The organism is Acidovorax sp. Leaf78, from assembly GCF_001422735.1.
Lineage (GTDB): Bacteria > Pseudomonadota > Gammaproteobacteria > Burkholderiales > Burkholderiaceae_C > Acidovorax.
Genome location: NZ_LMLZ01000006.1, coordinates 31,097 through 50,151, shown reverse-complemented (window position 1 = coordinate 50,151; position 19,055 = coordinate 31,097). Strand labels below are relative to the sequence as shown.

The following is a 19,055-nucleotide window of genomic DNA, read 5'->3' as shown; positions in this document are numbered from 1 at the left end:
GCCGGCGCACGGCGACAATGGGGCATGACCCGACCGCCCCCCGACAGCACGCCCGACGCCGCTGATACGACCGCTTCTCCCCACCCGCTGCACCCCTACGCCCAGCTCACGCCCGACCACGTGCTCGACGCGCTGGCCAGCGTGGGCCTGTACGGTGACGGCCGCCTCATGGCCCTGTCGTCGTACGAAAACCGCGTGTACCAGGTCACGCTGGAAGACGGCCAGCGCGTCGTGGCCAAGTTCTACCGCCCCGGCCGCTGGAGCGAGGCGCAGATCCTGGAAGAGCACGCCTTCGCCGCCGACCTGATGGCCGCCGAGGTGCCCGCCGTGGGCCCGATGGTGCTGAACGGCCAGACGCTGCACCAGCACGAAGGCTTCGCGTTTTCGGTCAGCCCCTGGCGCGGCGGGCGCCAGCCAGAACTGGACGACTTCGAGGTGCTGGAATGGATCGGCCGCTTTCTGGCGCGCATCCACACCGTGGGCGCGGCGCAGTCGTTCGTGCACCGGCCGCTGCTCGACGTGGAGACCTTCGCCACCGCATCGCGCGACTGGCTCCTGGGCCACGAAATCATCCCGCTCGACATGCAGGCCACGTGGAAGGCCCAGTGCGACAAAGCTATTGAATTGATAGCTACCAGCGCTTTACGATCCGGCGGTAGCAGCCCTTTTGGCTTGAAAGACGCCACGCCCATCCGGCTGCACGGCGACTGCCACCCCGGCAACATCCTGTGGACGCCGCTGGACGAATACGGCCGCGGCGGCCCGCACTTCGTCGACCTGGACGACGCCCGCATGGGCCCCGCCGTGCAAGACCTGTGGATGCTGCTGTCCGGCGACCGCCGCCAGCGCACCCACCAGCTCAGCGCCCTGCTGGACGGCTACGAACAGTTCCGCAGCTTCGACCGCCGCGAGCTGGCGCTGATCGAGCCGCTGCGCACCCTGCGCCTCATCCACTACAGCGCCTGGCTGGCCCGCCGCTGGCAGGACCCGATCTTCCCGGCCAACTTTCCGTGGTTCGGCAGCAGCGACTACTGGCGCGGGCAGGTGGACATGCTCATCGAGCAGTGCGAAGCGATGCAGGAAGAGCCGCTGGCGGTGTAGGCGGCTGCGCGCGCTGCGCTGGGCTCTGACGCCGGAAAACTGCGGCACGACCGCATCGGTGCGCGGTGTGGACTTCCGGCTGGACTTGCCTGGATCACAGCCCGGCGACCGGACAGGCGGCTAGTTGCACGCTCGGACCTCACCGCCCGTGTTACCGAATCAAAAACTCAGGGATTCACAACCCAGTGCACTGAGCCCCCGCCAAACCATATGCTTCGCTGAGCATGGTTGCCACAAAAATGGGTGGGGAAGACGGAAACCAGATAATAGACATCAATACCGACGCCAAAGAATTGGCTTGACGAATGGGGCGGTACGTCGATCATGTGATCGCCCACATAGGCACGCACACAGCCATTGGTATTGTTGTGGATCACGCTCGTTTCATCACCGGTCGAGATATAAGCCTGAGCGCTTGTTGCAGTCATGAGGGCAGCCAATGCAGCAGCCAGCACGGGCACTATATGGATTGCTTTTTTCATGGTAAATACTCCTTTTGTGAGAATTTAAGACATTGTTCGCGATCACATCGTGCATGAGCAATGCACAACACCAATTTAGCACCCCGATAAAATAACATCACATTAAAATAGTATCCAAAAAGAATTTAAATACCGATTAAACATCGCCAAATGAATTTTTAGTGAAGGGCGCTTCACAGCGCGCAGTTGGCCCGGGCAGGCACGAAGACTGCGCATCTGCACTGGGTGCTCGGTAAAGCCCGTCGCTTTGTCCTGCCGCCACGCCGACCCGGCCGAAGCTTTGCGCAAGAGGTCCAGCGATCAACCCGCAGTGAAGTACCCGCCAAAGAAAATGCCAGCCAGGGCTTGACTGACTGGCATGGAACGCAACTCGCGTTCGCCGACCCTATTGTGATGGGCGTCCTATGGCCTCACGGCGCAACACGCATCAAAGATGATCTGCGCTCTGGCAAATACCTTTTCACGATCCACATTACCAGGCGAGACATTATTTGATAATAATTCGCCCGTGATGTAGTTATCGATCATTTCAGCAGACGGATCTGGCGACAAAACCAATTTCCAGGCAGCAGACTCTACTGGATCATAGAGATGATACCGGTCGGTGACCGTAATTTCATAGGCATAGGACATAGCGACTGGATCGCCCGTCATGGCCAAACCGAGAAGTTCCTTGGCTGCGATTTTGGCATTTTCACTCGCAGGATCGTTCCACTTCTTGGCCGACTCTTCATGGACAAGTTTTTCGACGGCCTTGAACGTTCTGGCGCCAGGATCGCCTGCCAACGCAGCTTCCGTCATCAGCTTTTGAATGAGGGGGCGGTCTTCCGGCGGCACGTCCTGGCAAAGGATTTTGCGCACCTCTAAAAAAAATATCCTTTGCTGAACCTCCGGCAACTCAAGGTCTTGCACGGAACGCGCTTGACCAGCTGATTCCAGGTCGGAGATTTCATCCAGCAGATCCTGGCAATCCAGCATCTGCTGGGCCCTGACGTACGAGGGATGCCCTTTCGGAGGAGGCATATTTTGTACAAATATACGCGGATCCAAACCTGAGAAGTAGTTTTGTTGTGCCCAGACATTTCCAGCCGCCGTTCCACAAGCGAGCACAGCCATTGCCAGACCACCGCGCAGGAATAATTTTGGAGATTTATACATCATGATTTCATCTCATGTTCGTTGGTGTTTTAAAATCAAGAAATCAGCAATCCATCAGTCCAAGGATTCGAATTTTCAAACGTGAAACGCTCGCACGGATCCAAGGCGCATGAACTGCCGAAGGGTGCGCCCGCATCAAGGCGGGGCCAAACTATAATCAGGCTGCAGCTGATGAAAATATTCAACCGGGGTGTATCCCATAAAATGCGGAAGATTGGGGTCCAATGGGTTCTGCCTGAAAGAAATGAATCCATAGAGAAGCCTATGCGTACTCACGACGGCCCCTCCAGAATCACCAGGCTGTACCGGCCGAAGTGTATTGGTGGCCCCTTTGGCAACGCCTTCCGGTGGGGACTCCGGACCATGCGGAATAGGAGCACTGACCCAATCGCAAGTGATATTGGTGATAGCGCCGCTGGTACAAAACGGCAAACCCGGTGCAGGCGAGCCGACGCCTGCAAGAGGCAATGATGAAAATGTAGGTAATCCGAAGGGTACAGTGATCACCCTCCCTACTGCACGCGGTGTGGTCGTGTACGTCAAATGGCAAGGATTGTTCCATTTGGGGTCGACTACACACACGTGATTCCAGTTCACATCAGGCGGGACACGCACCATGGCTACGTCCAGAATCTGATCCAGCCAGACGACCTTCCCGAGCCACTGCCCGCTGTAAAAGCCAAGGCCAACCCTCACCTCTTCGTTTGCCACCACACAGTGCCTTGCAGTCACAGCGTACCGCGTATTCTTCCGGTACGCTGTAATGTTCTGCCAAAAGCCTCTTCTTCTGAAGACACCGCCTACCGTGCAGCTCTCCCCATTCTCCAAGTGAATCTCAGTGCCAGCCATGGCAGGTATTTCCTGTCGTCGCTCATGCACGGCGAACGACATTGTCGATACAGTCGTTCCAGCAAAAAACACCAGAATTTTCAGTTTGTCGATTTTGCTCTTCTTCATTTTTTTCTCCAAAGTTGAAAACTTTTTGAACTATCGGTATCAGAAGGCGAAAACAGGCACCAGTCGAATTGCTTCATTCATATCAAACACTCCATGTATCAAAATGCCAAGTATTGCGTTGCAACAAAGCGTGCACCGATATCCAATGCACATATTGAATGTAGCTTTTGCAAAGAGTATGTTTATTCAAAAAAGCCGTCGGCAAGAGCGACAAATGGCGATTAACTGCCGCTCGGCAAAATCTAAAGCAAGTTATTGAAATGGCGTCTCTGGACCGCGCAAGTGGGCGTAGGACCGGATCCAGAGTGAATCCTTCAGCAGACCCAAGAACGCACGGCAGGGCGCCTGAGCCGCGAGCATTGCGCTTGCGGCATTGGCACTATCGCCGATTCGCCGGAGCCCAGCACAGCCGCAGGCGTGCACCCACGTCAGCAGGGACATGAAGCCTTTGCGGCCCGCGTGCCGGGCTTCGTACACGAACTGGTCCGCCGCGCCACCGCGCCTTCGGCATGGGGGCCCGCTGTAGCTCGCAGGCCATACCCGTTCGAAGCTCGCAGTGGCAACGCCTGCGGCGCTGTCGGCGTGCGGGAATGCCGGTGTTTGCCTCACCGCCCGCGCCTGCCGGCCAAGACTCAGGGTCGGCTACACGCCACGGCGCCCACCCTTTCGATAGGGAGGTCGAACGCTCCCCCTCCCCACCACCACTTGAACGCTCTGCCAGCGCCCCCGCGAGTCCGCAAGCCCTCAGGACTGCGGGGGGGCCGATGGCGCCAGCGAATCGCGCCAGCCGCGCACCAGGACATCCTGGACGAACCGGCGATCCAGCCACAGCCACAGCAAGATGGGCACCAGGGTGGGCAGGACCAGCGAGCCCAGTTGGTAACCGTAGATGATGGCCTCCATCTGCCATTGAGAGACGCGCAGCAGCCGGATATTGGTCTGTGCGGCCATCACGATCTGCATGAGCAGGGACATCGTGAGGCTGAAAGCTTGCCCCGGCAGCAGCAGGGCCCAGCCCGCCACCGCGCGCCAGCCAAGCCCTTTGCCCCGCGCCGCAAACAGCAGGGCCAGGAAGATCGGCAGTCCATAGGCATAACGCGCAGGGTTGGCCTCCACGGTGAGTTCTCCCCTGCGTCCGCCCTGCTCCGGCGCGGGCACCGACACAGCGGTATCCACCTCGATATTGCCTGGCGTCACCGTCGCCTGGCGGATCCACATCGGCGCCCCCTGCTCCAGCGCCATATGCGACAGCACACCCACGGGGTAGGACGTCCAGGCGGACACCTGCGACCACAGTGCGGTGAGCACCACGATCCAGCCAAAGGCCGAGAGCACGAAGACCGTGAGCGGTGTGAGGCGGCGCATGCAGTGGGTCTCCGTGGGGTCAGGCAGCGGCGGCCGGGGTGTCGGAAGTACCGGGCTTGGGGGCCGGGTTGGCACGGGCCTGGGCTCTCGCGTCGGCCCGCACCCACAGCAGCCAGACGATGAGCACGTCCAGCATGATGAGCGCCTGCCACAGGTATTCGTGGGCGAAGTTGAACACCGGTGTGCTCCACTGGCCCAGGTAGAAAAGGCTGATCACGCGCACGATGTTCAGGCCCTGCACCGCAACGAAGCCCACGGCCAGGCCGACCAGCTTGTGGCGCCAGGACGCCGGAAACGCCATCACGGCAGCGAACAACACGATGCAGGCCTCGATGCCGTTGCAGCCCGGCTCGATGGAGACGCCAAAGCCCGTCACCGTGTTCCACAGCACCTTGCCCGCCGCGGCTGCGGTGGAGTCGAACAGCGTGACCAGCGCCACACAGGCGCGGGCCAGCAGCGCCGTCCACGGCAGCACCACGTGCTGCTGCACCACGCCCAGCATGTTGATGCCGAACAGCGTCAGTTGCAGGACCACAAAGGTAAGGAAGAAACGCAGCATGGGAACTCCGGGACAACAAGGCAGCGCCGGCTGCGCTGGTAGAGGGTGCAGGCGAGCGGCGCAGGCAAGACAAGCAAGCGATGCAAGGCGAAGCGCGCATTATCGACAAACGCCACAGGCCAGCACGCCGGTGTCGTCGTGCTGGCCTGTGAAGAGGGCGTAGGGGGTTGACTGCGGCCCGGCTTGCGCGGGCCGCAGCGCGCCTTGTTACCTGCGGCGGATGGCGCCAGCGTGGCCGAAGGCCATCAGTGCCAGCAGCCCCGACAGGATGATGAGGCCCCACTCGGACAGGGTGGGAATGCCGGCCGCGCCGCCGGGTGGTGTGGACACCGTGGTGGTGGCGCTGGAGGTGTTGTTGGCCGGGTTGGTGTCGCCGGGCGCGTCCAGGCTGGCGTTGTTCACCAGTGGCCGGGCGCCTGTGTAGGGCGAGCTCAGCGTCGTGCGGATCGTGAAAGTGCGCGATGCACCGACTGCCAGCGAGCCAATGGAGCAGCGCACCGTGCCCGCGGTATCCACGCAGCCTGCGGCCGACACGAAGCTCACACCGGCGGGCAACGCATCCACCACCTGGGCACCGTAACTCACGAGGGGGCCGTTGTTGGTGACCACCAGGGTGTAGTCCAGGGTCGCACCCGGGGCCACGGGGCCCGCGGGGGCTGTCTTGACCAGCGCCAGGTCGGTGGCCACGGTAAAGCGGCGTGCAGTGGTGTCATGCGTCACCACGTTGTTGGCCAGCGTGGTTTCGGTTTCGTCCACCGTCACGCTCGCACGGTTGAATGCGGTGCCGCTGGTGGCGCCGCCCACCGTGAGCGTCTCGGCGCGCATCACATAGGTCACCGTGGCGCTCTGGCCGCTGTTCAGCCCCGGGAACACACAGCGCAGCGTGCCGCTGGAGGAGCCCACCGAAGGCTCGGTACATACGCCGCCGGCATTGACCGTCAGCGCACCCTGGTAGCTGAACGTGGCCGTGGGTGCCGAGCCGGGTGCCGGGAAGATGTCCGTCATCACCACATTGGTACCGAACGACGGACCGCTGTTGTTGATGGTGATGGTGTACGTCGTGGGCTGCCCCAGGTCCACCGGGTCGGCGCTGTCCACCTTGTTGACCAGGATGTCCAGCTGCGCGGCCGTCACGGCCGTGGTGGTGGTGGCGCTGTTGTTGGCGCCGTTCGACTCGGCCGTGGCCGTGGTCACCGCCAGGCTGTTGACCACGGTACCGCCCGCCGCCGTGCCCAGGGGGCGCATGCGGTAGGTCACCGTCTGCTGCACGCCGGAGTTGATGGTGGTCCAGTTGCAGGTCAGCGTGCCGCCCACGGTGCCCGCCACGATGGGCGTGCAGGTGCCGCCACCGCTCACCGACACGGTGTCGATGTACGCGGCGTTCGATGGCAGGGTGTCCACCATCTGCACCGTCTGGGCGTTCGAGGGGCCGGTGTTGCCGATGGTGGCGACGAACGTGATGGGCGCGCCCGCTGGCACCGAGGCCGGGGTGGCGGTCTTGGCTGCGGTCACATCCACGATGGCGGTGACCTGGCTGGTCACGCTGCCGCTGTTGTTGCCCTGCACGGGGTCACCCACGTCGTTGGAGCGTACGGTCGCGGTGTTGGTGCGCGGGCCGGTCGCGCCGATGCTGGGGCGCACCACCACCGTGACGGTGGCCTGCGCGCCCATGGTGAGGGTGCCCAGGTTGCAGCTCAGGTTCTGCTGCGCGCCATTGGTCACGCTGTTGGGTGTGCAGGTACCTTGCGATGGCGTGGCCGACTGGAAGCCCCCGGTGTTGACCAGGCTGGCCAGCGTGTCGGACACCACCACGTTGGTGGCGCTGGCAGGGCCCAGGTTTTCCACGGTGATGACGTAGGTCAGGTTGGCACCGGCGACCACGGGGTCGGGCGCTGCCGTCTTGGACACCACGCGCAGGTCGGCCTGCGTGACGGTGGAAGACACGGAAACGCCCGTGCAGTTGTTGCCGGCGTTGCTGTCCACACGCCCACCGCCGCCCAGGGCGACGCAGGCGTTGTTGGTGGCCGTGCCCGTGCCGGTCAACACGGCAGACACCGTGATGACGGGTGCATTGGTGTTGGCCGCAAGGCCTGTGCTGCGCGTGCAGGTCCAGGCGCCGGGGCCGGTGAACGGCAGTGCATCGCAAGTCCAGCCGGAGGCATTGAGCGGCGTGCTGAGCGTGACGCCCGCCGGCACCTGGTCGGTGACGGTGATGACCTGGCCGGCAGGCACGGCGAGCGGGCCCGCGTTGCGCGCGGTCATGGTGTAGTTGAACGCCTGGTTGGGCACCACGGGGTTGATGCTGGCCGTCTTGGTCAGCTGCATGTCCGCGTCGTTGCTCGACGTCACGTTGATCGACGAACTGTTGTTGCCCGGCACCGGGTCCGCCAATGCCGTGCTGATGCCCGCGGTATTGGTCAGTGCACCCGTGTTGGTGGCCGTGGCCACCACCGTGATGACCGGCATGTTGGTGAAGTTGGCACCGGTGTATTCCGTGCGTGTGCAGGTGATGGTGGCGTCACACGTCCATCCGGCTCCATTGGCGGAGACGAAGGTGAGGCCGGCCCCCAGGGTGTCGGTCACCGTGATGGGTTGGCCTGCCAAGGACACGCCGCCGTTCAGGCGCGGGGTGAGCGTGTAGCTGACGTCACTGCCCAGGCCCACGTTGGAGCCCGCGGGCACCGTCTTCGTGATCTGCACATCGGCACCGGATGCCGAGGTCACATCGACCGACACGGTGTTGTTGGAAGAATCGCCGTCGGGCATGGCCGAGGTGTCGGGCTTGAAGCCCGCCACCGCGAATGCGGCGGTGACGGTGCCGTTGACATGGGACACCGCGGGCACGGTGAGCACGGTCGTGGTCGCACCGTTGGCCAGTGTGGCCGAGCGCGTGCAAGCCACAGATGCGCCGCTGGCCAGCGGGTAGCCTGCCGATGGCGTACATGTCCAACCGCCACCCGAAGGGGCGGCCGTGACGGACGCGCCTGCGGGCACGGTGAAGCTGATGCGCTGGCTGCCCGTGGCGTCGTTGGGGCCCTGGTTGGCAACCTGCAGCGCGTAGCTGTAGTTCTGGCCGGCTGTCACGTTGGCCAGCGACGGCGTGGCCGTGAGCGCCAGGTCGGCCGCCTGCGTGGCCGTCGTGTCCTGGATGCTGTTGACGTTGTTGCTGGTGTTGGGGTCGGACGTGGTGGCGCCCGCCGTGGCCGTGTTCGTCCACACGCCTGCAGACGGCAGGCGCACGCGGATGGTCACGGTCTGGTTGGAATTGAACGGAATGCTGCCCAGGGCGCAATTGACGGTTCCGCCCGCCTGGTTGCAGGTGCCGGCGGTGGTGTTGACATCAATGAAGGTCGAGCCCACGGGGAGCGTGTCGGACAACGTGACACCAGTCGCACCGTTGGGGCCGTTGTTGTCGATGCGCAGCGTGTACGTGAAGATGCCGCCGGCCGGGCCGGGGTCTGGCGAGTCCGAATGGTTCACCACCAGGTCGGCCGACTGCGCCATCGCAGCCCCCGCACACAGGCCACCCGCCAGCAGCAGCCAGCGCAGGCGCCGCACGGCACGCGGCTTCACTGCCGCGACCGGGGTGGGAAGCAAGGTATCGCCCGCCGCCAGCACATGCCGACTGGGGGGATGTTCTCGCGCGAACAGACGCGCCAATGAACTGAACAACATAAATGCTCCTGGGTGTGGAATGGCTCAAGCCTTTTGGGTCACGCCGCAACCTCACCAAGCCCCTTTCGGGTTGGAAAAAAAGTCGGTGCAAAGGGAGTGCGTGAAATCTGCCTTGAGCACAGCGGCTGAAGGCTGGGACCGAATTTATCGATACTACGGGCGGTTCGCCGCGTTGCAACAATCGTTGACATTCTACCGGCTGGTAGCGTTGGCTTTGTGCCACTCGGCTACGCGTGGTCGTCCACTTCGGCCGTGCAATATGCCGCTGGATGTGGTCTTGGCCACTGAGCTATGCTGCGTCTATCACCAACCTTTGGACTGACCACCGACCCCATGAAGGACTGGATTCGCAACGCTCTCTCGATCCGGCAAAAGCGCCGCAGCGCGCCCGTCGGCTCCCTCCCGCCGGTGGGCTCCACCATCATCCGCGGGCCGATCAAGATGACCGTTACGCACGAGCTGCCGCCCGACCTGTGGGACTGGCTGGTGCTTTCGGGCTGGCGCAACATGCCGGTGAAGAACGACCGGCGCAAGGGCCTGGTGGCGCCCCAGAGCGCGCTCAAGGAACTGATGGACGCCGACCCGCAGGAGCGCAACCGGGCGCACACCCGCATCCTGGAAAAGGCGCAGACCGAGGAGTGAGCTCCACCGGCGCGCGGTGCACAACAACGCCCACCCGCTCGGCTGCTCCGCCGAGCCCCGCAGCCGCACCACAGCCGCGCCATGGCGCAAGCCGGTCCTGACCGCGCCCCTTCCTGCACGCCCAGCGGTCTGCCCACCCTCCTCCCCGCCGTTCCTCCCAGCCACACCCTGCCTGCGCAGCGTGAGGGCGTAAAAAAACCCGGGGTCCTGGCGGAACCCGGGTTTGCTATGTTTTAAATAGCGATTAGCGCCCTACCATCGCGCGGTAGAGGCCGATTTCACTGCCACATCACACCAGCAGCGCATTCACACGGCGCACATAGGCCGCCGGGTCTTCGGGCAGGCCGCCTTCGGCCAGCAAAGCCTGGTCGAACAGGATGTGCGCCAGGTCGTGGAAGTGCACGCTGCCATCGAGCTTCTTGACCAGCGCGTGTTCGGCGTTCACCTCCAGCACGGGCTTGGACTGCGGGGCCTGCTGGCCGGCTTGCTTGAGCAGGCGCGCGAGCTGGTTGCTCATGCCGTCGTCCTGCACCACCAGGCAGGCCGGTGAGTCCACCAGACGGGTGGTCACGCGCACGTCGTCGGCCTTGTCCTTCAGGGCCTCCTTGAGCTTGGCGAGCACGGGCGCAAACGTCTCGGCGGCCTCTTCGGCGGCCTTCTTCTCGGCCTCGTCCTGCAGCTTGCCCAGGTCCACCGCGCCCTTGGCCACGCTTTGCAGCGGCGTGCCGTCAAAGTCCTGCAGGTAGTTCAGCGCCCACTCGTCCACGCGGTCGGTCATCAGCAGCACTTCGATGCCCTTCTTCTTGAAGACCTCGAGCTGCGGGCTGTTCTTGGCGGCGGCCAGGGTGTCGGCGGTGATGTAGTAGATGGCCTCCTGGCCCTCTTTCATGCGCGCCTTGTAGTCGGCAAAGCCCACCGTCACGGCATCGCTCGTGGTGCTGGCAAAGCGCAGCAGCTTGGCTAGGCGCTCGCGGTTGCCGAAGTCTTCGCCCAGGCCTTCCTTGAGCACCGAGCCGAATTCGGCGTAGAACGCGGTGTACTTGCCTTCCTTCGCCTTGTCGTCGGCATCGACCACGTCGGTGACGGCGTCGGCTGCGCCGTCGCTGCCGGCAGCCGCAACGTCATGCTTGTCGTGCTTGGCCAGGTCTTCCAGCATGCTCAGCACGCGCTTGGTCGAGCCTTCGCGGATGGCGCGCACATCGCGGCTTTCCTGCAGCAGTTCGCGGCTCACGTTCAGCGGCAGGTCGGCCGAGTCGATCACGCCCTTGACGAAGCGCAGGTAGGTGGGCATCAGCGCCTCGGCGTCGTCCATGATGAACACGCGCTTGACGTAGAGCTTCACGCCCGCCTTCTTGTCGCGGTTCCACAAATCGAACGGCGCCTTGGCAGGGATGTACAGCAGCTGCGTGTATTCGGTGTTGCCCTCGACGCGGTTGTGTGCCCAGGTCAGCGGGGCCTCGTGGTCGTGGCTGATGGCCTTGTAGAACTCGGTGTACTGCTCTTCGGTCACGTCCTTCTTGGGGCGGGTCCACAGGGCGCTGGCCTTGTTGATGGTTTCCCACTCGCCGGTCTTGACCATGCCGCCGGGCTGGCGGCCACCGGCTTCGTCGCCGGGGGTGATCAGCTCGCCGTCTTTCCACTCTTCCTTTTCCATCAGGATGGGCAGGCTGATGTGGTCCGAATACTTGGCGATGACGGACTTGAGCTTCCAGGCGTTGAGGTATTCCTCCGCATCGTCGCGCAGGTGCAGGATGATGCTGGTGCCGCGCTCTGCACGGGTGATGGCTTCGACCTCGAAGTCGCCCGTGCCGCCGCTCACCCAGCGCACGCCTTCACTGGCCGGCAGGCCCGCGCGGCGCGATTCGACGGTGATCTTGTCGGCCACGATGAAGCCCGAGTAGAAGCCCACGCCGAACTGGCCGATAAGTTGCGCATCCTGCTTCTGGTCGCCCGAGAGCTTGCCCATGAAGTCCTTGGTGCCGCTCTTGGCGATGGTGCCCAGGTGGTCGATGGCCTCCTGCTGGCTCATGCCGATGCCGGTGTCGGTGATGGTGAGCGTCTTGGCGGCCTGATCGAAGGTCACGCGCACTTGCAGGTCGGGCGCGTCTTCGTACAGGGCGTTGTTGTTCAGCGCTTCAAAACGCAGCTTGTCGCACGCGTCCGACGCGTTGGAGATCAGCTCGCGCAGGAAGATTTCCTGGTTGGAATACAGCGAATGCGTGACCAGGTGCAGCAGCTGGGCCACTTCGGCCTGGAAGGACAGGGTTTGCTTGCTCATGGGATGAATGCTCTGGATCAGGGTAAAAAAAACGTCAGCCGGCGCAGCCCCGCGGGAGCCGCCCGGCCTGGCAGGCGATGACCTGGGGGCAAGCTGCCCCATTTTCAAGAGGACGGGGGGCAGGCCCCGCGGGTACTGGCGTGGCAGCCAGCGATTTTCAGCCCCGGCGGGGGCTTCCCCGCGCACTGCCCGGCGCGCGCTCCTGGTGGCAAGACCACCGGAGCGCGGCGCTTCAGCCTTCGAGGGTGATGCGTTGCACCAGCGACTGCAGGATCTTGTCGGCCCGGTCGTTGGCCACCTGGCAGGTGCCGGCCGCTGCATGGCCGCCGCCACCGAACTCCAGCATCAGGTTGCCCACGTGCACCTGGCTGCTGCGGTCCAGAATGGACTTGCCGGTGGCGAACACGGTGTTCTGCTTTTGCAGGCCCCACATCACGTGGATGGAGATGTTGGAGCCGGGGAACAGCGCGTAGATCATGAAGCGGTTGGTCGCCCAGATCGTCTCTTCGTCGCGCAGGTCCAGCACCACCAGCTTGCCGATGTCGATGCCGCAGCGCAGCAGCTGCTCCTTGGCCTTGGCGGCCTGCTCGCGGTACAGCTGCACGCGCTCCTGTACGTCGGGCAGGGCCAGGATCTCTTCGATGGTGTGGTCGCGGCAGTACTGGATCAGGTCCATCATCAGCGCGTAGTTGCTGATGCGGAAGTCGCGAAAGCGCCCCAGGCCCGTGCGCGAATCCATCATGTAGTTCAGCAGCACCCAGCCCTGCGGGTCCAGGATGTCCTCGCGCGAGTACTGGGCCGAGTCGGCCTGGTCCACGGCGGCCATCATTTCTTCGGTGACGCGCGGGAATGCGGCCTTGCCGCCGTAGTAGTTGTAGACCACGCGCGCGGCCGACGGGGCGTGCGCCTCGATGATGTGGTTCTCGTCGCGGCGGCCCGAATTGCGCACGGTTTCGGACTCGTGGTGGTCGAACACCAGGTGGGCGCCGGGCACATAGGGCAGGTTGGTGGTGATGTCGCGGCTGGTGATGGCAATCTTGCCGTCCTGCATGTCCTTGGGATGGACGAAGGTGATCTCGTCGATGAGGTTGAGCTCATTGAGCAGCACGGCACAGACCAGGCCGTCAAAGTCGCTGCGGGTTACCAGGCGGTATTTCACGTCGCTCACTAGCTTCTCCTTGTTGTGTATCGCACAGCCGCATGGTAGCGGCGTCTCTCCGTCTGTCAGCCCCATCGGCACCAAAAAGGCACCCTCCGGTCGTTTTCAAGCGGTTGTCAGCCATTGTTCGACCTGGCGGGCCACCCGCACGTCGTCCAACATCGCCAGATGACCCATGCCGTGGAACACCGCCTGCCGGTCCTGCGCGAACTGCAGGCAACGCCGCGCATCATCGTGGATCCCCAGGGCGCTGCGCAATGGCACCAGGCCGTCGCCCAGCAGGCGCTCGGCCACCGGGCTACGGCGCACTGCCAGTGTGGCCGCCACGGTGCAACACGCCACGCCGGGCGGCAGGGGCACGGGGGTGCGCTGGTCGGGGCTTTGGCGAAAGCGGTCGCGCCCGGCCCAGTCGGCATCGCACACGTGGCCGTAGCGCAGGTCGGTGATGCCGGCGCTGCGCAGCTGCGCCAGCCGCGCAAAGGGGCGCGAATAGGCCGAGCTGCCCAGCAGCACGTCCACCCAGCTGCCGGCCCGCTCCAGCGGCGCGCCGTGGTGCGGCGTGCCCAGGCAGACCAGGTGGCGCAACAGGCCCTGCCAGCGTACGGCCGGCGCCTGGTCGCCGGCAGCCGCGTGCTGGCAGGCGCTGCGGGCCACCAGCCCGCCCATGCTGTGGGCCAGGATTGCGACGTCCGTGACCGGCACGGGCCAGGCCGCCACCAGTGCGTCGAGCATGCGGGACAGCTCGGCGCCGTTGGTGGAGGTGTGCAGCCCCGTGTTGTAGCGCAGGTAGACCGGCGTGTAGCCCAGCGCCAGCGCCAGGTAGGCGCCGTGGTCGTGGCCGCCGCGCTGCCACTGCAGGTCGTTCATGCACAGGCCGTGCACCAGGACCAGCAGCTTGCCAGTGGCGCGGCCCGCAGTGCCCAGCGCCGCGGGGTCCAGCGGTAAGCCCTGCTGGTAAAAGCCCATGGGCGTACACAGCGGGTTGTGGTCGGCCTGCAGCCGGTCGCCCATCACGCCGTTCAGCGCCGCCATCACGGCTTGGCGCTCCCACTGCACGCCGGCCTCCGCAGGGCCCTGCACCAGGGGCACCAGGGGTTCGAGCCGCTGCAGGCCCGCCTGCAGTCCGGCATCCACCAGGCGGGTCACTCCGCGGATGCTCTGGTAGACCAGCCCGGTGAACCCGCGCGCCTGGCCCGGCTGCGCGCCGCCCGGCAAGCCCAGGGTGCCCAGCACCGACTGGTGTACGCCCTCGACCACGCGGGTGATGCCCGTGGTGGCCTGGGTGGCCAGCCGTGCCACGCCGCGCAGGTCCGACGCCCGCAGTTGCCGCAAGGGCCGCGGCGCTGCAGCCGTTGGTGCCGGTGTTGCGGCTGGCGCGGCCGGGCGCGAACGGGGGCGAGTGTTGGAAGCCATGGCCGTGAGGTCAATCCCGCTCAAAACAGCCCGAATACGGGCCCTGCAGCCCACGCCAGGCGAGCCGCTGCGACGATGGGTGGCGGGCCTGGGCGCTCATGCCGCGTATGCAGTATCAGAACTGTTCATGGGGCGACAGGTAGCGCCACTGCCCCACCGGCAGGTTGCCCAGGGTCACCCGGCCGATGCGGATGCGCTTGAGCCCCACCACCTTCAGGCCCACCTGCTCGCACATGCGGCGGATCTGGCGCTTCTTGCCCTCGTTGAGCACGAAGCGCAGCTGCTCGGGGTTCTGCCAGTCCACCTTGGCGGGTTTCAAGGCCTGGCCGTCGAGCGACAGCCCGTGGCACAGCCGCGCCAGCTCTTCGCGCGGAAACGCCGCCTGCACATCGGTGGTGACGTCGCCGTACTGCACGCGCACCAGGTATTCCTTGTCGACCGTGGAGTCTTCGCCGATCAGGTGGCGCGCCACGCGGCCGTCCTGCGTCAGCACCAGTAGGCCCACCGAGTCGATATCGAGCCGCCCGCAGGGCGCCAGGCCGCGCAGCTGCGGGGGCGAAAAGCGGTTGCGGCTGGGGTCGTCGCGCCAGTGGGTGCGGGGGTTGATCAGCGCCACGGCGGGGGTGTGGCCGTCTTCGGCCTGGCCGCTCACGTAGCCCATGGGCTTGTGCAGCAAGATGGTGACGCGCTGCTCCTGAAAGCTCTGCGCGACCTTGTCGACCTCGATGCGGTCGGTGGGCAGCACCTGCTGGCCCATCTCTGCCACCAGGCCATTGACCTTGACCCAGCCCAGCGCGACCCATTCGTCGGCCTCGCGGCGCGAGCACATGCCCAGCTCTGCCATGCGCTTGTTCAGGCGCGAGCTGACCAGGCCGTTGGGTGCCACCGTGCGCACGGCAGGCGCGGGCGCCTGGCGCACCGGGGCGACGAACCCGGTGCCCGACGCAGTGCGGTAGCCGGACGGTGCAGGCGCACGGGACGGCCGGGGCGGTGGCGCGGGCCGCGCGGGCGCAGCCTTGGCGGCCACGGTGGGGCGGCGAAGCACGGGGCGCGTTGCGGGCGCCGGTGCGGACGGGCCGCCGGCATCGGGGGCGGGGGCCGCCGCAGGGCCGGCGGGCGGACGGGAACTGGAAGAAGACATTCGCGTATTTTCGCCTGTCGGCCAGTGTGTCGGCCAGGTGTGGGCCGGGCGGGCCTTGCGGGCCCGGTGCAGAAAGACCGGCCAGCGGTGCCGCTGCGGCACCCACCACCTGTGAAAAACCCAAAAAGCTTACCCCTGGCGCGCCTGCCAGGCCAGAAAATCCTCCACCGGCAGCGGGCGGGTGATGTGGTAGCCCTGCGCCTCGTCGCAGTCCAGCACGCGCAGCCGCTCCAGGATGCCGGCCGTCTCCACCCCTTCGGCCACCACCGTGAGGCCCAGGTTGTGGGCCAAGTCGATGGTGGAGCGCACGATGGTGGCGTCGTCCTCGCCCACCTCCATGCCCATCACAAAGGACTTGTCGATCTTGAGCTCGTCCACCGGCAGGCGCTTCAGGTACGCCAGCGACGAGTAGCCCGTGCCGAAGTCGTCGATGGACAGCTTGAAGCCCTGCTCCGACAGCTTGTTGAGCATGGCCTCGGCGCGCAGCGGGTCGTCCATGATCGCGCTCTCGGTGATCTCCAGGCAAAACGACGCGGCCTGCACGTCGTGGCGCACCAGGATGGCGCCCAGGCGCTGGCTCAGCTCCGGGTCCAGCAGGTCGCGCGTGGACAGGTTCACCGACACCCTGAGCGACAGGCCCTGTGTGCGCGGGTCCGCCAGCAGCCGCGCCACCGCCTCGAACATCCACAGCGTGAGCTGCCGCACAAAGCCCGTCTGCTCGGCAAACGGGATGAAATCCATCGGTGGCACCAGGCCTCGCTGGGGGTGCGCCCAGCGCACCAGCGCCTCGGCCGCCAGGCCGCCCTGGCCGTGCAGCGCCACCTTGGGCTGCAGGTACAGCCGCAGCTCGCCCCGCTCCACCGCGCGGCGCAGCTCGCTCAGCAGCGACAGGGTGAGCGTGCTGGCCGAGTCGAACGAGGCGTCGTACTGCAGCGCCCCGCTGAGCTTGCGCTTGGCGGCGTACATCGCGATCTCGGAGCGGCTAAGCAGCGTGTCGGCATCGTCGGCATCGCCCGGCCAGCACGCGATGCCGATGCCCGCGCTCAGGTCCACCGTCTGGTCCGCAAACGCCAGCGGCTCCTCGAACGAGCGCGTGATGCGCTGCGCCATCTCGTGGGCCGCCGCGGCATCGGCATCGGGCAGCAGCACCCCAAACCCGTTGCCCCCCAGCCGCGCCACCATGTCATCAGGGGAGCGCACCTGCTGGCGCAGCCGCTCGGCCACGGCCTGCAGCAGGCGGTCGCCGAATGCATAGCCCAGCACGTCGTTCACGTGTTTGAAGCGGTCCAGGTCGAGCGTGAGCACGGCCAGCGGCTGCACGGGCGTGCCCTGGCCCGTGCTGTGCGCGATGGCCTGCACCACGGCTTCGCGAAACCGCTCGCGGTTGGGCAGGCCGGTCAGGCGGTCCCAGTAGGCCAGGCGGCGAATCTCGGTTTGCTGCGTGCCGATGTCCACGCGCATGCGGTCGAACGAGCGCGCCAGGTTGCCGATCTCGTCGGTGCGCTGGGTGTGCGCCAGCGGCACGTCGTACTCGCCGCGCGACAGCCGCTTCGTGGCCCCCAGCAGCGAGCGCAGCGGCGTCGCCAGGCGCTGGGCCATCAGGCCCGTGCCCACCGCAAACAGCAGCACGCCCGCCACGGTGATGATGGCCAGCAGCACCTGCAGCTGGCGGTACGGCGCCAGCACGTCGTCCACCGAGCGCAGCAGCAGCGCCTGCACCTCGCCGCCGACGCTGTCCATGCGGATGGCGCGCGCCAGCAGCGTGCCGTCCGCGGTGGTCAGCTCGCCGGCCCCGGCGCCCTGGCTGCGCAGTTGGGCTAGCGCCTCGGGCGGCAGGGTGGAGACCGGCATGGTCACCGCACCGGCCTTGTCCTGAAGCGCCAGCACCACATGCACCGACAGCAGGCGGCGCATTTCGTCGGCCAGCGGCTGGTCGATCGGGAAACCCATCAGCACCCACCCAATGACCACGGGCGCGCGCAGCGGCACCATCACGAACTGGTAGGGCACGCCGCCCATCACCGCGATCTGGCTGCCCTGCGGCTTGGCAGCCAGCGGCGGCACGATCTGGCGCAGCGTGGCCGGAAACTCTTCCATGCTGTCCGACAAGCTGGCGGCGCGCAGTTCCAGGTCGGTGCCCAGTAGCGCCGTCACGGCGGCGCCGATGCGGCTGCCGTGGTTCTCCAGCACCGACTGGATGGTCTGCTCGTCGCCCGAATTGACCGCCGACCGAAAGCCGTAGTCGGCCGCGAGCAGGGCCGAGCCCTGGCGCAGCTTGTCGGCGTTCTGGTCGAGCAGGCGCAGCCAGACGTTCTCGTCCAGGTCCAGCGCCTGCGCGATCTGGGTGCGGGCGTTGCGCTCGATGCTTTGGCGCACCACGGCAAAGCCCGCCGCCTGCACGATGAGCAGCAGCAACACCGACAGCCCCACCAGCCGAAGAATGAGGCTGCGCCGGGGCCAACGCCAATTCAAGGCTGCAACCCCGTCATGCGCACCGATGCGGTGCCTGTGCCCGTGGCAGGCACGGTGATGGGCTGCTCCAGCGCGGGCGCGCCCACCGGCAGGCGGCTGTGCCAGGTGCGCAGCGTGTAGCTGCCGGGCGGCACGTTGTCGATCTGCGCCCGGCCGGTGGCGGCCAGGCTGCGGGTGTAGAACGGCGTCTCCACCACCAGCATCCAGCCCACCATCTGGTCATGGATGTTGCAGCCGAGCACCGCCACGCCCGGGCGGTCGAACAGCACGGGGTTGGCAGGCGTGCCGGCATAAAGCTTGAGCTCGAACTTCTTGGTTTGCGAGAACGAATACACGTGGTGCCGCACCGAGTCGTTGTTCGGAAAGCGCACCTCCGAGCCCACCGGCACCACCAGCACCCCGGGCACGAACTGGCGCTTTTCCTGCGCCATCTCGGCGTTGGCCAGGGGCTTGGCCAGCTTCTTCGCATCGGCCGAATCCAGAAGCACCACGGCATCGGCCACGGGCTTGCCCGCGGCGTCCAGCACATCGACCTGCACGGTGGCGGCGTGGGCGCCGGCCACCGCACCGGCCAGGCCCAGGCAGGCCAGCGCCGCGCGCACCGCGTGGCCGGTGCAGCCGCGGGCCTGGGTGGCAATGGAAGGCACGCGCAT

General features: G+C 65.8%; 14 protein-coding genes. 2 read left to right on the top strand and 12 right to left on the bottom strand.

Annotated elements, in window-relative coordinates; translation table 11 throughout:
• Positions 1 to 24 precede the first annotated feature (24 nt).
• Entirely contained in the window at positions 25 to 1,101 is a 1,077-nt protein-coding gene (locus tag ASF16_RS06015) for a serine/threonine protein kinase (protein ID WP_056164261.1), read from the top strand.
• Positions 1,102 to 1,268: 167 nt separating this feature from the next.
• Here the strand turns inward: ASF16_RS06015 and ASF16_RS25935 are convergent, their stop codons facing one another.
• From ASF16_RS25935 to ASF16_RS05995, 6 genes are all read right to left on the bottom strand, one after another.
• Positions 1,269 to 1,583 carry a hypothetical protein gene (locus ASF16_RS25935; RefSeq protein ID WP_156371952.1) on the bottom strand — a complete coding sequence of 105 codons (315 nt, stop codon included), beginning with the start codon at positions 1,581 to 1,583 and terminating at the stop codon, positions 1,269 to 1,271.
• A gap of 402 nt (positions 1,584 to 1,985) precedes the next feature.
• Positions 1,986 to 2,744, bottom strand: coding sequence for a hypothetical protein (locus ASF16_RS06010; protein WP_156371951.1), 759 nt, complete (start codon positions 2,742 to 2,744; stop codon positions 1,986 to 1,988).
• 132 nt (positions 2,745 to 2,876) lie between these two features.
• Complete coding sequence (locus ASF16_RS25930; protein WP_156371950.1) at positions 2,877 to 3,698, bottom strand: hypothetical protein; 822 nt, start codon at positions 3,696 to 3,698, stop codon at positions 2,877 to 2,879.
• 744 nt (positions 3,699 to 4,442) lie between these two features.
• On the bottom strand, positions 4,443 to 5,063 hold the full coding sequence (locus ASF16_RS06005; RefSeq protein ID WP_056164255.1) for an exosortase H-associated membrane protein: 621 nt from the start codon (positions 5,061 to 5,063) through the stop codon (positions 4,443 to 4,445).
• Between the two features lie 19 nt (positions 5,064 to 5,082).
• A complete protein-coding gene (gene xrtH / locus ASF16_RS06000) occupies positions 5,083 to 5,622 on the bottom strand; it encodes an exosortase H (RefSeq protein ID WP_056164252.1) in 540 nt (179 codons plus the stop codon).
• Positions 5,623 to 5,829: 207 nt separating this feature from the next.
• Positions 5,830 to 9,195: an IPTL-CTERM sorting domain-containing protein gene (locus ASF16_RS05995; RefSeq protein ID WP_235507276.1), complete on the bottom strand. Its 3,366-nt coding sequence runs from the start codon at positions 9,193 to 9,195 to the stop codon at positions 5,830 to 5,832.
• A 435-nt stretch (positions 9,196 to 9,630) separates the two neighbouring features.
• Between ASF16_RS05995 and ASF16_RS05990 the strand changes: the two genes are divergently transcribed.
• On the top strand, positions 9,631 to 9,939 hold the full coding sequence (locus ASF16_RS05990; protein WP_056164249.1) for a hypothetical protein: 309 nt from the start codon (positions 9,631 to 9,633) through the stop codon (positions 9,937 to 9,939).
• A 289-nt stretch (positions 9,940 to 10,228) separates the two neighbouring features.
• Here ASF16_RS05990 and htpG read toward each other — a convergent pair whose 3' ends face one another.
• From htpG to ASF16_RS05960, 6 genes are all read right to left on the bottom strand, one after another.
• Positions 10,229 to 12,217 (bottom strand): molecular chaperone HtpG, encoded by a 1,989-nt coding sequence (htpG, locus tag ASF16_RS05985; RefSeq protein ID WP_056164245.1) that lies wholly within the window; start codon positions 12,215 to 12,217, stop codon positions 10,229 to 10,231.
• Between the two features lie 232 nt (positions 12,218 to 12,449).
• The gene (locus tag ASF16_RS05980) at positions 12,450 to 13,385 is read right to left on the bottom strand and encodes a hypothetical protein (RefSeq protein WP_056164242.1); all 936 of its coding nucleotides are present in this window, start codon (positions 13,383 to 13,385) and stop codon (positions 12,450 to 12,452) included.
• A gap of 96 nt (positions 13,386 to 13,481) precedes the next feature.
• Positions 13,482 to 14,789 carry a triacylglycerol lipase gene (locus ASF16_RS05975; RefSeq protein ID WP_082516769.1) on the bottom strand — a complete coding sequence of 436 codons (1,308 nt, stop codon included), beginning with the start codon at positions 14,787 to 14,789 and terminating at the stop codon, positions 13,482 to 13,484.
• 115 nt (positions 14,790 to 14,904) lie between these two features.
• Entirely contained in the window at positions 14,905 to 15,930 is a 1,026-nt protein-coding gene (locus ASF16_RS05970) for a pseudouridine synthase (RefSeq protein ID WP_082516768.1), read from the bottom strand.
• Positions 15,931 to 16,059: 129 nt separating this feature from the next.
• Complete coding sequence (locus ASF16_RS05965) at positions 16,060 to 18,402, bottom strand: bifunctional diguanylate cyclase/phosphodiesterase (protein ID WP_056164236.1); 2,343 nt, start codon at positions 18,400 to 18,402, stop codon at positions 16,060 to 16,062.
• Positions 18,399 to 19,055 carry a methylamine utilization protein gene (locus ASF16_RS05960; protein ID WP_056164233.1) on the bottom strand — a complete coding sequence of 219 codons (657 nt, stop codon included), beginning with the start codon at positions 19,053 to 19,055 and terminating at the stop codon, positions 18,399 to 18,401. The genes ASF16_RS05965 and ASF16_RS05960 overlap by 4 nt, the downstream gene beginning before the upstream one ends.